The organism is Tumebacillus amylolyticus, from assembly GCF_016722965.1.
Taxonomy (GTDB): domain Bacteria; phylum Bacillota; class Bacilli; order Tumebacillales; family Tumebacillaceae; genus Tumebacillus; species Tumebacillus amylolyticus.
Map to the genome: position 1 here is coordinate 151,503 of NZ_JAEQNB010000005.1, position 14,067 is coordinate 165,569.

16 protein-coding genes are annotated in these 14,067 nt (G+C 55.5%); all 16 read right to left on the minus strand.

Annotation, left to right across the window (positions count from 1 at the left end; genetic code table 11):
* Position 1 precedes the first annotated feature (1 nt).
* The 16 genes from JJB07_RS16040 to spoIIIAE all read right to left on the minus strand — a co-directional run bounded on the left by JJB07_RS16040 (position 2) and on the right by spoIIIAE (position 14,060).
* Positions 2 to 2,164, minus strand: coding sequence for an AAA family ATPase (locus JJB07_RS16040; protein ID WP_201636806.1), 2,163 nt, complete (start codon positions 2,162 to 2,164; stop codon positions 2 to 4).
* Between the two features lie 202 nt (positions 2,165 to 2,366).
* Positions 2,367 to 3,263, minus strand: a complete 897-nt coding sequence (locus tag JJB07_RS16045; RefSeq protein ID WP_201636808.1) for a polyprenyl synthetase family protein — start codon at positions 3,261 to 3,263, stop codon at positions 2,367 to 2,369.
* Positions 3,264 to 3,267: 4 nt separating this feature from the next.
* Positions 3,268 to 3,516 (minus strand): exodeoxyribonuclease VII small subunit, encoded by a 249-nt coding sequence (gene xseB / locus JJB07_RS16050; protein WP_201636810.1) that lies wholly within the window; start codon positions 3,514 to 3,516, stop codon positions 3,268 to 3,270.
* Positions 3,500 to 4,870 (minus strand): exodeoxyribonuclease VII large subunit, encoded by a 1,371-nt coding sequence (gene xseA, locus JJB07_RS16055; RefSeq protein ID WP_236588138.1) that lies wholly within the window; start codon positions 4,868 to 4,870, stop codon positions 3,500 to 3,502. The genes xseB and xseA overlap by 17 nt, the downstream gene beginning before the upstream one ends.
* 111 nt (positions 4,871 to 4,981) lie before the next feature.
* Positions 4,982 to 5,992, minus strand: coding sequence for an NAD(P)/FAD-dependent oxidoreductase (locus JJB07_RS16060; RefSeq protein ID WP_201636813.1), 1,011 nt, complete (start codon positions 5,990 to 5,992; stop codon positions 4,982 to 4,984).
* Between the two features lie 86 nt (positions 5,993 to 6,078).
* Positions 6,079 to 7,038, minus strand: a complete 960-nt coding sequence (locus JJB07_RS16065) for a tRNA (adenosine(37)-N6)-threonylcarbamoyltransferase complex transferase subunit TsaD (RefSeq protein WP_201636815.1) — start codon at positions 7,036 to 7,038, stop codon at positions 6,079 to 6,081.
* Position 7,039: 1 nt separating this feature from the next.
* Positions 7,040 to 7,462 carry a transcription antitermination factor NusB gene (gene nusB / locus JJB07_RS16070; protein ID WP_201636817.1) on the minus strand — a complete coding sequence of 141 codons (423 nt, stop codon included), beginning with the start codon at positions 7,460 to 7,462 and terminating at the stop codon, positions 7,040 to 7,042.
* A gap of 81 nt (positions 7,463 to 7,543) precedes the next feature.
* Positions 7,544 to 7,771 (minus strand): DUF2273 domain-containing protein, encoded by a 228-nt coding sequence (locus tag JJB07_RS16075; protein WP_201636819.1) that lies wholly within the window; start codon positions 7,769 to 7,771, stop codon positions 7,544 to 7,546.
* 3 nt (positions 7,772 to 7,774) lie between these two features.
* On the minus strand, positions 7,775 to 8,317 hold the full coding sequence (gene amaP, locus JJB07_RS16080; protein WP_201636821.1) for an alkaline shock response membrane anchor protein AmaP: 543 nt from the start codon (positions 8,315 to 8,317) through the stop codon (positions 7,775 to 7,777).
* A gap of 70 nt (positions 8,318 to 8,387) precedes the next feature.
* Positions 8,388 to 8,807 (minus strand): Asp23/Gls24 family envelope stress response protein, encoded by a 420-nt coding sequence (locus tag JJB07_RS16085; protein WP_201637319.1) that lies wholly within the window; start codon positions 8,805 to 8,807, stop codon positions 8,388 to 8,390.
* Between the two features lie 70 nt (positions 8,808 to 8,877).
* A complete protein-coding gene (gene accC / locus JJB07_RS16090) occupies positions 8,878 to 10,221 on the minus strand; it encodes an acetyl-CoA carboxylase biotin carboxylase subunit (RefSeq protein WP_201636823.1) in 1,344 nt (447 codons plus the stop codon).
* 18 nt (positions 10,222 to 10,239) lie between these two features.
* The gene (accB, locus tag JJB07_RS16095) at positions 10,240 to 10,752 is read right to left on the minus strand and encodes an acetyl-CoA carboxylase biotin carboxyl carrier protein (RefSeq protein WP_201636825.1); all 513 of its coding nucleotides are present in this window, start codon (positions 10,750 to 10,752) and stop codon (positions 10,240 to 10,242) included.
* A 190-nt stretch (positions 10,753 to 10,942) separates the two neighbouring features.
* Positions 10,943 to 11,488, minus strand: a complete 546-nt coding sequence (locus tag JJB07_RS16100; RefSeq protein WP_201636827.1) for a SpoIIIAH-like family protein — start codon at positions 11,486 to 11,488, stop codon at positions 10,943 to 10,945.
* Between the two features lie 28 nt (positions 11,489 to 11,516).
* Positions 11,517 to 12,104, minus strand: coding sequence for a stage III sporulation protein AG (gene spoIIIAG, locus JJB07_RS16105; protein WP_201636829.1), 588 nt, complete (start codon positions 12,102 to 12,104; stop codon positions 11,517 to 11,519).
* Between the two features lie 18 nt (positions 12,105 to 12,122).
* On the minus strand, positions 12,123 to 12,785 hold the full coding sequence (gene spoIIIAF, locus JJB07_RS16110; protein WP_201636831.1) for a stage III sporulation protein AF: 663 nt from the start codon (positions 12,783 to 12,785) through the stop codon (positions 12,123 to 12,125).
* Positions 12,786 to 12,791: 6 nt separating this feature from the next.
* Entirely contained in the window at positions 12,792 to 14,060 is a 1,269-nt protein-coding gene (gene spoIIIAE, locus JJB07_RS16115) for a stage III sporulation protein AE (RefSeq protein ID WP_236588139.1), read from the minus strand.
* Positions 14,061 to 14,067: the final 7 nt, after the last annotated feature.

Here is a 14,067-nt window from a genome sequence, read left to right on the forward strand (position 1 = left end):
ATCAAGTCAACCCCAGTTCATGCAGGTAATCTTCCACTTCCGTTTTCAAAAGCAGTTTGCCGGTTTTGTCCAATTCGTGCTTGACCGCCCGCAAGAGATGGCGCATCTGGACCAACTGCCCTGCTTCCACCGCCAGAAACGCGGCGGAAGTTACGATATTTTTAATAGAACCGCCCGCCAATTGGAACTTTTCGGCGAGGTAGGCGAAATCGACGTCCTCGTCAAGCGGCGTTTCCTTGGGGAACATCCCTCTCCAGATATACTCACGGTACGTGGCATCCGGAAACGGAAACCGCACGACATAATTCAAACGCCGCATAAACGCTTCGTCGATGTTCTGCTGGAAGTTGGTCGCGAGGATCGTGATCCCTTCGTACTCCTCCATTTTTTGCAGGAGATAGGCCGTCTCGACGTTGGCATGCTTGTCATGCGAATCCTTCACTTCAGATCGCTTGCCAAACAAAGCATCCGCTTCGTCAAAGAACAGGATCGAAGAACTCAACTGCGCTTCGGAAAAAATCTCATGCAAGTTTTTCTCCGTCTCCCCGATGTATTTCGAAATGATTTGCGAGAGGTCTATTTTGTAGATCTCCAACTGCAACTCATGGGCAATCACTTCCGCAGACATCGTCTTCCCCGTGCCCGGAGGCCCTGCAAACAACATACTGAGCCCCTTGCCGTAGGACAGTTTCTTGCCAAACCCCCACTCGCCGTACACCTGTGTGCGATATTTCATCTGGGCGCAGGCATTTTTCAAGAGGTCTTTCTGCTCGGGCGGGAGGATCAAGCTGTCAAAGGATTGCCTTGGGGTGATGCGGACCGCTTTTTTCTCCAATTTGTGTTGGACTTGTTGGTAACAGGCTTTGTACAGGATCTCAAGGTTGATCTCCTTTGCCCCCTGCCAACGCACTCCGTGCATGGCTGCCTGCAACGCACGGATCGTCTGACCGATCGTGAAGCGAAACTTGCCGGACACCACACGCCAATCGACTTCGTCCGCCACCGGCATTCCGATTGCGAGGCGTTCCCAGATCGTACGGCGCAACTCATCCGGCGGGATGTCCAACTTCAGAGACTGCACGACTTGGGACTCGCTCCAATCTCCCGAACGCCACGGTGTCTCGGAGAGCAGAAACACCGTATCCACCTGATCCCGGATGGAGTCGAGCAGCAAGTACAGACGGCGGTCGCTGGCCTCGCCCTCGAGCAACACCTGCACATGACGCACGCACAGAATCCCTTGCTGCAACCGAGCTTCACGAACCCCCTGCGCCAATACCTCGCGCAACGGTCGCTCCTCCTCGATCGCTCGACGTACATCGACCACCACGAGCGCACGATGCGACTGCTTCGCGAAATGCCCCGCATGCAACAGCTTTCCGGAACCGGGGTTGCCTGTCAGCAACACGACCCACTGAGAGTCCCCTCGCTCCACAGACAAACCCGCCTGCAAGCGCTCCTGTACATCCTCTTCCCAGATGAATGACGGCCATTCCTGCTCCGGAGAATAGACATCGATACAGGGCAACAACGACCCCGTCTCTTCCCCATGCAACAAAAACCGCACCATCCGCTCATCCAAGCGAAGCGGACGCGAAAGCCACGTACCTCCCGCTTGCTCCTCTTGCTTCAAAAAATACCGCATCAACGCCCCATCCGGCCCAAGCGCCGCCCGAGCTTCCATCCGTTCCGACGGAGAGTCGCACAACAACTTCAATACCAGATCGACCGTCGGATACTTACACGTCACATCGTCCTGCAAGTAGGCGTAGAGCTTCTCATACTTGCGGTCTACTTCGACGGCGAGACAAGCGAGCAGACAACGTTGTTCAAACGGCGTGAGGGCGAAGCATGAAGCAACGTGTGCCAAGGGCAAGCGGACGTTCTCCTGCCGGCTCTGCTGCACCAACTCCTCCAACGCCGCTTGTAGCTCCACTTGTTCCCGCCATTCCTCATCGCCCTCTTCGTCCCTTGCAAAAAGCATCGGCTCCTGCAGGAGCAACCGCTGTACCTCTTGCTCTGAGACAACCAATCCCTGAAACGGGTCCATGAGATCTTCCTGCGGCGGCGCGGCTTGCCATTGTTTGTTCAAAAGCATCTGAATTTTCAAGTCAAGCCATTGCAACGATTGCACCAGATGCTCCAAGCCGTTCCCCAATCCCACGGTTCACCCTCCACGATCTATACTTGTATGTTAGATTCGATAAATGCTTCTCAAAAAATGCCTTACATAGTCTTTATATCATATCACGGGTACGAATATCTAGTTTGGCGTTCAATATCTCCATTAACCAGTTAATCCCAATCAACCCGGAAATAAAAAAAGACTTGCGGCAAGCGCGTGCCACAAGTCTTTTTTTAACTTCTTATTTGTCGCGAGAGACCAGCCAATCGGCAATCTCATGCAGTCGCAACGCTTCAAGATCGGATGCTTGCAGCGCTTGATGTGCTTCGTCAGTCAAGCGGCGTACCATGTGACGGGATTCATCTAACCCGTAGAGCACCGGGTAGGTCGATTTGTCATGCGCCGCATCCGCTCCGACCGCCTTGCCGAGCTTCGCCGTCTCGCCTACGACATCGAGGATGTCGTCTTGAATCTGAAACGCGAGGCCGATCCGCTGGGCATAGGTGGTCAGGGCTTGCAACTGCACTTCGGTCGCACCGGCGAACAGGGCCCCGATGCGCACCGATGCTGTGAGAAGCGCTCCGGTTTTGTTGGCGTGGATAAAAGCGAGGGTTTCCGCATTCGCTTGCTTCCCCTCGTTCTCCATATCCGCCATCTGACCTGCGACCATCCCGACAGCGCCTGCCGCTTTGGCAAGTTCGCCGATGATGCGGAGCATCGTTTCCGCTTTGATTCCCGTCTGCACGGTGCTAAGCACTTGAAACGCATGGGTCAGCAACGCATCGCCGGCCAGCAACGCGGTCGCTTCGCCGTACACTTTGTGATTGGTCGGTTGACCACGGCGCAGGTCATCGTCGTCCATGCAGGGCAAATCGTCATGGATCAGCGAATAGGTGTGGATCATCTCAAGCGTTGTCGCAACCGGCAACGCCGCTTCGAGGTTTCCGCCCAACGCGTCCACCGTAGCCAAAGTCAGAGCGGGACGCAGTCGCTTTCCACCTGCAAAGAGACTGTAGCGCATCGAGTCGTAGAGCACGCCCGGATACTGCGTTTTGGGCGGCAAGAGACGGTCCATCGTCTGTTCAATTTTCTCATTCAACTCTTCGATATACGTCTTCAGGTCCGTGGATGAGGCCATGAAGCTATTCCTCCGTCGTCGTAAAAGGTTTTTTCACCAGTTGGCCCGACTCTTGAACCAACATCTGGATTTTCTGTTCCGCTTGGTCGAGCTTCTCCCGACAAATGCGCGCGAGGCTCATCCCCTCTTGGAATTCGGCAATCGCTTGCTCCAACGGCAAGTCGCCCGCTTCCATGGCGCGCACGATCTCTTCAAGGCGTTCCAAAGCTTGTTCAAAGCTTTGTTCTACTTGTTGTTCATTCGTTTCCGTCATCGGTGTTCTCCTCCTCCAATCCCCATACTTGACAGTCGAGCCAGCCGTCCTTCACGCGCACCAACACCTGATCGCTCGGGTTCACGTCTCGGACGGAACGGATCAGGCGTTTTTTGCCGCTTGTGTAGGCAAGGGAATAGCCACGGCGCATGACGTTGAGCGGGCTGTAGGCGTCGAGTTTGTCAAGCATGCGCTCGAAACGGTTCTCATCACGTTGCACGACTTGTCCGGTCGCACGGGTCAAGCGTTCCACAGCGTACATCAACTGTTGCTCCATCCGCTTCGCACGCTCGACAGGGCTTACTTGCACCAACCGCGCTTCCAACTGCGACAAGCGGCGGTTCTGTTGGTTGGCAAGCCTCGTGAGCGCCAGTTGCAGGCGGTCTTCTTGGTTGTCGATCACCTGTCGCCATTGATTCAACTGGTGCGTAGGACGTGTGAACACCGTCGACGACTCCACGCGCTCCAAACGTTTGCGTCCATCCTTCACGCGATCGAGCAAATGCTTCTGCAACCCCATCTGCAACGTGTCGATCCGACGTCGCAACTCCACGATGTGCGGCACCGCAAGTTCCGCCGCCGCCGTCGGGGTCGCCGCTCGGACGTCCGCCACAAAGTCGGCCAGTGTCGTGTCGGTCTCGTGACCGACCGCCGAAATCACAGGTATCGTCGACGCATGGATGGCCCGCACGACGATCTCCTCGTTGAACGCCCACAGTTCTTCAAGCGACCCGCCCCCGCGCCCGACGATTAACACGTCGACTTCGCCGAGCTCGTTCATGGCGCGAATTGCCTCTGCTACAGACGACGGAGCTCCCGGACCCTGTACGATGACCGGGTGCAGGAGCACATCCGCAACCGGAAAGCGGCGGGAAATCGTCGTGATGATGTCGCGCACAGCCGCTCCTGTCGGCGAGGTGATCACGCCCACGACGCGCGGGAAACTCGGGAGCGGTTTTTTGTGTACCGCATCGAACAAGCCCTCGCGTTGGAGTTTTTCCTTGAGCTGTTGCAAGGCGAGGAACAGCGACCCCAATCCCTCCGGCTGCATGTCGTCGACATAGAGCTGGTACGCCCCGTCGCGCTCGAACACGGAGACATAGCCGTGCACGATGACTTTCATGCCTTCCTTGGGGATAAATTTCAGGTAGCGGTTGTTCCCGGCGAACATGATCGCTTTGATCCGCGAGTTCGGGTCCTTGAGCGTGAAGTACATGTGGCCTTTGCTGTGATGGGTAAAGTTGGAGATCTCACCTCTTACCCAACAGTCTTGCAGGCTCGGATTGTTTTCAAACATGTTTTTGATCTTCATCGTCAGCATCGTGACGGTCGGGATCTCACGCTGGTTGTTCAAAACGCTCGTCCTCTCGTTCCATGACAGTAGATAGTAGCATTCTAACATACAGCAAAAAAAGTTCACACCCGCACAGGGGTGTGAACTTTCTTTTCACAAACGCAAACTTTCTTAGTGATCGCGGGACGAGCTGTGGCCCGGATGAAGTTTCGCGTTCGGGTCGAAGAACAACTTCGCGTTGTTGACTGCGGTCGGCGCTTCGCCGAAGCCGGTTGCAATCAACTTGACTTTGCCCGGATAGGTGACGACGTCGCCCGCTGCATAGACGCCCGGGATGTTGGTTTCGCCCTTGGTGTTGACGACGATGGCGTTGTCCACGATCTCAAGACCCCACTCATGAACCGGACCGAGAGACGCAGAGAAACCGAGTGCGCCGATAATCAGGTCCACGTCGATCTCTTCGGTGGACTTGTCCTTGTTGTTGATAAGCGTCGCCTTCTCCACTTTGCCGGAGCCGTCGACCGCTTTGAGTTCCGTGAAGACTTTCACCTCAACAGTGGACTTTTGCAGGTTCTTGACAGACTCTTCGTGCGCGCGGAACTGATCGCGGCGGTGGATCAGGGTAACTTTTTCACAGACGGTTTCCAGCATCAGCGCGTAGTCTACCGCGGAGTCGCCGCCGCCGACGACCAGGGCTTTTTTGCCTTGATGCGCTTGGAGGTTGTCGATGAAGTAGTGAATCCCGTTGCCACGGAAGTTGCTTGCGTTCTCAGCCGGCAGTTCGCGCGGGGTGAAAGCACCGATGCCCGCGGTGATGATGACCGTTTTGGAGTAGTGTTTCGTGGTGTTGGTGGTCAGTTCAAAAGTGCCGTCTTCCAGTTTGTTCAAGCCGATGACTTTCTCGTTCAGGCAAACGGTCGGGTTGTATTGGAACGCTTGCTCCTTGAGGTTGTTGACGAGGTCGCGCGCCAAAACCTTCGGGAAGCCCGCTACGTCGTAGATGTACTTCTCCGGGTACAACTCTGCCAATTGACCGCCAAGTTGCGGCAGGGAGTCGATGATCTTGGTCTTCGCATCGCGGATGCCCGCGTAAAACGCGGTGAACAGACCTGCCGGGCCGCCACCGACGATGGTGATGTCATACATCTCTTGGTCCACTTTCAAATCCTGTACTTCTGCCATGAATTTCACTGCCTCCTATTATTCGAGCAATTTCGAGCATTCACCAAATTCCATTATACAGGAAAAGTCCTGAGTCCGAAATGTACTCAGGAGTGACTTTTGTTTTGGAGTTGTGACAATCCGAGTCGTGCCACCCCGAACGCGTTGTCTGTGGAATAGCGCGGCAATGCAAAATACAACTGCGCACGGACGGCCGGGTGTTCGAGACGGTGCTTCAAGCGCCCGCGAATGAACGCGTTCGCTGCAACACCTCCGACGATCAACAAGTGCTTGGCGCCGAGTTCCTCGACAGCCTTACGGAGTGTCTTCTCCAAGCCTTTTGCGATACAGCGCTCGACAGCACGGGCAACGTCTGCCGGATTGGCGCCTCCTTGAATCAAACGCATCGCCGCCGTCTCCGGCCCTGCAAACGACAAATTGAAGCCTTTGACAGGCGATGGCAGCGTCACGCTCTCGTCGTTCGACTGTTGAGCGAGCGTCTCCAAGTGCGGTCCTGCCGGGAACGACAGGCCAAGAGCCACGCCGACACGGTCAACGAATTGACCCGCATGCAGGTCAACGCTTGTGCCGAGTTCCTCAATCTCATATCCGTCCGACAGACGCATCACATCGAGCAAGTCGGTGGTGCCGCCGGAGATGTGGACGGCGAGAAAGTGATCGGCGGGTACAGCTTCTGTGCTTCCTTCACCGGCTGCGATGTGTCCCTCTTGGTGCGACGTTTCGAGAAACGGCACGCCAAACGTCGCTGCGAGACTGCGACCGAGGCCGCTCCCCGCCGTGAAGACCGGCATGTACGAACCGTCACGTCGACGGGGACGTGTGGACGCGCAGACAGCGGCGAGTTCGGATGGCAACACGCCGATTTTTTCAATCAAATCAGGTAAGTTCTGCACATGCTGAAAAAGAGCGGCTGACTGTTGCAGCCCCCGCTCTCCCTCTTCCACCCGCAACAGCCGTCGCTCCTCACGCACGATCTGCCCCTGTTGATCCACGAGGCACACGGAGGTCGTGTAGTTGCTGGTGTCAATGCCGAGGACGTAGGTCATATTATTGACCTACTTGCGCCCGCAGCGCATCGACTTCCGGCAAGATCTTCGCGAGGATGCCGTTGACAAATTTGCCTGACTCCGGCGTGGAGAAGCCCTTCGCGAGGTCAATCGCCTCGTTGATTACAACATGGCTCGGCGTCTCCGGGTGGAACAGCATCTCATACACCGCCATACGCAGCACGTTGCGGTCGACGTTCGCCATACGGGTGAGGTCCCAGCCGACCGAATACTTTTTCAGCAGTTCATCGATCATGTCTTGGCGCGATACGGTGCCGGACACGAGATCACGAACGAACAGCGGGTCCACTTCAGCCCCCTCCTGTTCCAACACATGGGTGATCGCGTTCTGTACGTCAGCGCTGACGACGTCGATCTGGAAAAGTCCTTGCAACGCAAATTCTCTGGAAGTTCTGCGGCTCATCTCTTGCACTCCTTATGGTGTCACATTGCTTCTCTTCATAGTGTACCCGAATGGCAAAAAGGAAACCACCTGCAAAGGTGGTTATTCCCGGTATTTCGGTGGCATGATGCGGTCAAGTACATCTCGCCAGTCTTCGCGGTCGTCAAACATCTTCCCAACAAAGTAGCCGATGACGAGGAACAGCGCAAATGCAATCGTCTGCAGGAACCCGAAGATCAGGTACAACAACCCGAACACGAATCCGACTGCAAGTCCGAGGAAGCGCTTGTTCGCGAGGAGAAACTGGAGGACTTGGGTCGCTTTGTCCATGCTCTACTCCACCCGTCTCTTCTTGGTCGGTTGTACGGCCTCTTGTTGCACCGCGAGCTCCGTCACGTAGACTGTGACCGACTCGACCTTGATGCCGGTCGTCGTCTGGATGTAGGTTTTGACCGCCTCTTGCAAGTCAGCCGTCGTCTTCGGGATGTCAAGATCCGCTTCGATGGAATAACGGATCATGATACGCAGCAATCCCTGTTCGGTGGTACGAACGCGAGCGCTGTGTTTCTGTACACCACGGATGGCGGAAGCGGCCCGACCGACCAGTTGCTCGAGGGTCTCGTAGGAAATCTTCACATCGCCGTTTTCCATGCGCTGCGTCACCGTCTGCGGCTCGCGTGCAGCACGTTGCCCCGTGCGGGCAAACAGGAAGAACAGTGAGAACAGGATGGCGACGACAGCTGCGATGGCCGTCTCGTCGTTGATTTGCAGACTATAAATGCGGTAGAGTCCGGCATAGTCGAGCAATCCGATCACCGATGCGGCCGCGATGCCTAGTGCATAGAGCCAGAGCAGAATGCGCGGGACGATTTTCATGAGCTTGTCCTCCTCTCCAATGGAAGATAACCCCCCTGTTCCCAGGGGGGTTCTCCCAAGTACTTACGATTTACAGGACACGATTCGGCGGAAGCAGAGGTTTTTCCTCTTCTTTGACGACTTCCTCGACGACCGGTTTGGAGAAGACGACGCCCAGCACGTGGACGTTGACCTCAACAACTTCGAGGCCGGTCATGCTCTCGATCGCTCGCTTCACGTTGTCTTGAATCTCGCCTGCTACTTCCGGGATACGGACTCCGTATTCAGCGACGATCGAAACGTCGACCGCGCATTGCTTCTGCCCGACTTCTACTTTTACACCCTTGCTGAGGTTCTTTCGGCCGAGCAATTCGGCGATGCCGCCCGCAACTCCACCCGACATGCCGGCAACGCCGACGATTTCGGTAGCCGCAAGACCGGCGATGATCTCGATGACTTCGTTCGCGATCCGAATGTTCCCCATATCGGTAGAGCTGAATTCTGTGTTCATAGTCACTGGTGAGTTCCCTCCCTCGTCTTGTCCCTCTTGCTAGTACTATAAGTATAAGCTTCTGGCTGAATTATGACAAAGGATACATTTCGAGGAATTTCGTGGTTACGTCGCCTTCGATGAACTTCTCGTGGCGAAGAACCTTGAGATGGAACGGAATCGTGGTCTTGATCCCTTCGATCTTGAACTCGCTCAGTGCGCGGTGCATGCGGAGAATCGCTTCTTCGCGGGTCGGAGCCCACACGATCAGCTTCGCAATCATCGAGTCATAGAACGGATTGACCGTATAGCCTTCGTACGCCCCGGAATCGACACGAACTCCGAAACCGCCCGGCGGGAGGTAACGAGTGATCTTGCCCGGGCACGGCATGAAGTTTTTGTCCGGATCTTCGGCGTTGACGCGGCATTCGATCGACCAGCCGTCGAGGACGATGTCCTCCTGTGCGATCGAGAGCGGCTCACCCGCTGCGACGCGGATTTGCTCCTTGATCAAGTCAATGCCGGTGATCATCTCGGTGACCGGATGTTCAACCTGGATACGGGTGTTCATCTCCATGAAGTAGAAGTTGCCGTCCTTGTCATAGATGAACTCGATGGTACCAGCGCCGGAGTAGTTGACGGCCTTCGCCGCAGCCACTGCCGCTTCGCCCATCGCACGGCGCTTCTCTTCGGACAGTGCCGGAGACGGAGCTTCCTCGATCAGCTTCTGGAGACGACGCTGGATCGAGCAGTCGCGTTCGCCCAAGTAGACGGCGTTGCCGTGCTTGTCGCCCATGACTTGAATTTCGACGTGGCGCATCTCGGTGATGAACTTCTCCAAGTAAACGCCCGCGTTGCCAAACGCAGTCTGTGCTTCGGTTTGTGCCATTTGGATCAGGCGTGCCAGATCCTCACGGTCTTGGGCGATCCGAATGCCCTTGCCGCCGCCGCCTGCGGTCGCTTTGATGATGATCGGGTACCCGATCTCATCGGCGATCTTCAGCGCTTCGTCGATGTCTTCTACCAAACCTTCGGTGCCCGGTACGGTCGGAACATTCGCAGCCTTCATCGTGTCTTTCGCGGAAGCTTTGTCGCCCATCTTCTCGATGGCCGAAGAGTCCGGTCCGATAAACGTGATTCCGCATGCTTTGCAGAACTCTGCAAAGTCTGCGTTCTCCGCCAAGAAGCCGTAGCCCGGGTGGATGGCGTCAACACCGACAGCGGTCGCGAGGGACAGGATGTTCTTGATATTCAAGTACGAATCACGCGACAGAGTCGGGCCGACACAGTAAGCTTCGTCAGCCAGTTGGACATGGAGAGCTTCACGGTCCGCTTCCGAGTAGATGGCAACCGTCGGAATGCCGAGTTCTCGGCAAGCACGGATGACACGGACCGCGATCTCGCCGCGGTTTGCTACTAGTACTTTGTGGAACATGGTGTCAGCCCCCGTTTCTTAGTCAACTTTGACGAGGAACAGCGGTTGACCGTATTCCACGAGTTGGCCGTTCTCGACGAGCACTTCGACGATCTCGCCTTTGACATCCGCTTCGATCTCGTTCATCAATTTCATTGCTTCCACGATGCAGACGATCGTCTTCTCGTCGACGCGGGCACCTGCTTTGACATACGCGTCAGAGTCCGGGGACGGAGATTTGTAGAACGTACCAACCATCGGGGAAACGACTTTGTGGAGGTTCTTGTCATCTGCTTTCGGAGCTGCGGCCGGAGCCGGAGCTGCTTCTGCAACCGGTGCGGCAACCGGAGCTGCTGCGACCGGAGCTGCCGGTGCTTGTACAACCGGAGCCGGAGCTGCTTGGACCAGTTGCGGTGCTGCGACGATGTTTGCGACGCCTACTTCGTTTTTCTTGATCAAAAGTTTCGCGCCTTCAAGTTCGTAGTTGAACTCGTTAATGCTCGTCTCGTCGAGCAGGCGAATCAATTCGCGGATTTCATTCAATTTGAACATGACTCAATGCCACTCTCCTGTGCAAATATGTAATGGTAAATATACTCGGCTGGATTACCTGTCCTATCCAAGTATAACATAGCCCCAGATTTTCATTCTACTTCTCCGTCTAAATTGGAGTCACTTCCTGTCTTGAGTTAGAAAAATCAAGAGATCCCGAAAACCGCGGGATCTCTTGTGCCACAAGGGTTTATTCGTGTTTGCCCACCACTACTTTTGCCGAGGAAACTCCCATTTCTTTTGCGACGATTCCCATGATTTTTACCGCTTTTTTCTTGTCAAGGTCAGCAGATTGGACGGTAACGTTGACTTTGTCGTCCTTCATTTCGATGATCGCATCCGGGTATCCTTCTGCCATGATCAGGTCGATGACTTTGTCGAATTTATCTTGGTTGTTGTTGAGGTTTTCGAGGTCTTTTTTCGCTTTTTCTACTTGCTCAGCCGGGGTCTTGTCGTTGGCGATGACCGTTTGCAGGCGTTCCGCTTCGGCGGACGCTTTTTGCGATTCTTCGAGGTGGTAGGAGATGAAGTAGTCGGACGGTTCCATCACCGCTTTGTCCCCGCCTTTGGCTGCTTTGTCGGCCGCCGCTTTGTCTGCGGTTTTGGTGTCGGTTGCAGTTGCTTGGGTCGGGTCGGTGGAGACTTCCTTGACGTTGTTGTTGACGGTGTAGAAGCCGATCAACATCAGAGAGAGTACCATCATCGTGGACAACCAGATCGTTTGACGCTTTGCCATTTTTCAACACACTCCTTGGGTTTTGTGATTAGGATTTTTTTGGAAGGATGGAAATTTTATGAGGAGGCACTTCCAGCGAACGCTGGACGGCTTCCGTGATCAACGCTTGGATTTTCACTTCTTCAGCCCCGTTGGCGACGACGACGACGCCGCGCACGCGGGGTTTGATCGTTTTGACGAGCACCGGTTGGTCTGCCCCATTGACTTTGGTCATGACGATTTTTCCGTTTTTATCAATGGTTGTGACGGTGCGGTTGCCACCGCTTTTGTCTTGCTCGGAGGTGGTTTGCCGGTTTTCTTGTTCATCTTGGGCGTAGACCATCTCTTCGCTGGAATCGATGGTGACCATCACTTTGGCGTCGCTGACTCCTCGGATGTCGTCGAGGATTTCGGTCAGCCGGTCTTCGTACATTTTTTCGTAGTTCGCCATCTGTTGTTGTTCGGTGTTGACCGTGACGCTCTCGGTCGGCTTCTGCGCGGTCACCGGCTGCCCGCTCCCCTTGGATGACCCCCAGGAGAAGGGGTTGAAGAGGAGCACCACACCGACTGCGCCGATGCCGATCAGCATGGCTTTGTTTTTCATCAGACCTTGCAGTTTGTCGTTCAAATTGCTCAAGAACGCTCACCCCCTTTTTCAGGAATCCCGCCAGACGACGAGGACTTGTGAAGATTGTAGTTTGTACTCGGCGGCGATCTGCGTGCGGATGGAGGAGCTCATTTCCGCATGTCGGCGGTCTCCCTGCGCGAGGGTGGTTTGACTGTCCGCGCTGTCTCCGCTTTTGCCGATGATGATCGGCGGCACGTCTTCAATCGGTTGGACCGACCCGGCCTCCGTGCGGTTTTTCACCGTCACGGTCACACCGTTTAGCTGTTCGGGCTGGCCTTGTTGATTCGTCGTGTATTTCACCTCGACGCGGTCGACGGTCAGGCCCGGTTTTTCCTGTTCGACGATCTGTTTGACGTTTTGGGTGATGCCGGCTTTCCAGGCTTCGGCAGTCAACCCTTGGTTTTGCTGGGCGATTTGCTCGCCCTGTTGTTGGATTTGGTCGAGGCTTGGCAAGTTGGAAGCTTTTGATTTGCCTCCTGTAAGAAGCGAGTCCAGTGTGAAGTCCATCTCGTAGATCGACTTGCCGGAGAGCTTCAAAACCGGGGTCAGCATGATCAAGATGATCAAGAGACCCATGACCAGTTTGGCGTAGCGTTGCATGATGTTGTTGGGCAAGATCATGTCCAAGATCACCGCGAGAAAAATCACGAGGATCAGCCCGCGCAGCCAGTCGCTGAGAAAGGCCATCATCGTCCATCACCTCACCATCACCGACAGATTGCCTGCCGCGATAATCACTGTGACCGCGAGGAAGAACATGAAGCCGACGGTTGCCAGCGCCGCGAACACGAGGATCAAGCTCTTGCCGATCGTGCTGAGACAGCCAATGATCGGCGATTCCCCCAGCGGTTGCATCACAGCTGACGAGACGTTGTAGACGATCGCCAGCGAGAGAATTTTCAACGCCGGGAACGCTGCGAGCAAAAGCAGGACGCCAGCCCCGGTGATGCCGAGTGCGTTTTTGACGATCAAACTCGCTCCGACGACCGTGTCGGCCGCATCGGAGAACAGCTTGCCGACGACAGGGACGAAGTTGCTGGACACATACTTGGCGGCTTTGATCGAGACCCCGTCCGCGACCGCCCCCGCCGCCCCCTGCACAGAGACGACGCCGAGGAAGATCGTGAAGAACACTCCGAGCACCCAGACCGCCGTTGATTTCAACAGCCCGGCAAGTTGGGTCACTTGGTAGCGGTTGGAAATCTTGCTGACCAAGGAGAGGATCGCCGAAAAGAAAATCAGCGGGAAGATCACGAACTGAATCAAGTCGCCGATCACATTGATCAGGAACACGATCAGCGGGTGAATCATCGCAGCCGATGTCACACCGCCCGTTGCAGCCAGCAAGGCCAGATACATCGGGATCGTCGCCGTCATGAAATCGACCATCGTGGAGATCGCATCCTTGGCGTAACTCGTCGCCGCCGAGAACGATTGCACGGCGAGAATCATCAGGACGAGGAAGCAGATCGTGTGGGCGATTTTCGAGACGTTGTTCCCTTCAAATGCGGTCTGCATGTTCTCCAAGATGGCGGCGAAAACCGTCAAGACGATGATCGTGCCAAGCAATCGCGAATTGAGGAACAACTCGTGGAACAAGTATTTGAGCAGCCCGACCAGCAGGCCTTGAAACACCGTACCGAAGTGGCCGTGGAGCACGAGGTCGCCCACATGGCCTTTGACCTCCGGCGGCAAATAGTCGCCATACTCCTGCACGATCTCGTCCAAAAATGTATCGAAGTCGTGCAAGTCAAGTTGCTGGAATTGCTGTTGAACCAATGGGTCGGTGAGACTCGCGCTTGCGTTCTCCTGCGGGATTGGTGTTCCTTGCGACGCAGGCGGTGAAGGCGACGTGCCTTCCGCAAACGCGTGGGTGAGATTGCCCACGCTCATGGCAATCACGAGTGCAAGCCAGAAGAAAATCCAGGTCCATCGCTTGGTTGTCCGTTTTGAAGTAAGACTCATCGCCTCA

What these genes read in the sequence shown, in the direction of transcription:
- JJB07_RS16045 (WP_201636808.1), bottom strand. Translation starts at nt 3,263, where the DNA reads ATGGCCTCATCCACGGACCTGAAGACGTATATCGAAGAGTTGAATGAG.
- xseB (WP_201636810.1), bottom strand. Translation starts at nt 3,516, where the DNA reads ATGACGGAAACGAATGAACAACAAGTAGAACAAAGCTTTGAACAAGCT.
- JJB07_RS16060 (WP_201636813.1), bottom strand. Translation starts at nt 5,992, where the DNA reads ATGGCAGAAGTACAGGATTTGAAAGTGGACCAAGAGATGTATGACATC.
- JJB07_RS16065 (WP_201636815.1), bottom strand. Translation starts at nt 7,038, where the DNA reads ATGACCTACGTCCTCGGCATTGACACCAGCAACTACACGACCTCCGTG.
- nusB (WP_201636817.1), bottom strand. Translation starts at nt 7,462, where the DNA reads ATGAGCCGCAGAACTTCCAGAGAATTTGCGTTGCAAGGACTTTTCCAG.
- JJB07_RS16075 (WP_201636819.1), bottom strand. Translation starts at nt 7,771, where the DNA reads ATGGACAAAGCGACCCAAGTCCTCCAGTTTCTCCTCGCGAACAAGCGC.
- amaP (WP_201636821.1), bottom strand. Translation starts at nt 8,317, where the DNA reads ATGAAAATCGTCCCGCGCATTCTGCTCTGGCTCTATGCACTAGGCATC.
- JJB07_RS16085 (WP_201637319.1), bottom strand. Translation starts at nt 8,807, where the DNA reads ATGAACACAGAATTCAGCTCTACCGATATGGGGAACATTCGGATCGCG.
- accC (WP_201636823.1), bottom strand. Translation starts at nt 10,221, where the DNA reads ATGTTCCACAAAGTACTAGTAGCAAACCGCGGCGAGATCGCGGTCCGT.
- accB (WP_201636825.1), bottom strand. Translation starts at nt 10,752, where the DNA reads ATGTTCAAATTGAATGAAATCCGCGAATTGATTCGCCTGCTCGACGAG.
- JJB07_RS16100 (WP_201636827.1), bottom strand. Translation starts at nt 11,488, where the DNA reads ATGGCAAAGCGTCAAACGATCTGGTTGTCCACGATGATGGTACTCTCT.
- spoIIIAF (WP_201636831.1), bottom strand. Translation starts at nt 12,785, where the DNA reads ATGATGGCCTTTCTCAGCGACTGGCTGCGCGGGCTGATCCTCGTGATT.
- spoIIIAE (WP_236588139.1), bottom strand. Translation starts at nt 14,060, where the DNA reads ATGAGTCTTACTTCAAAACGGACAACCAAGCGATGGACCTGGATTTTC.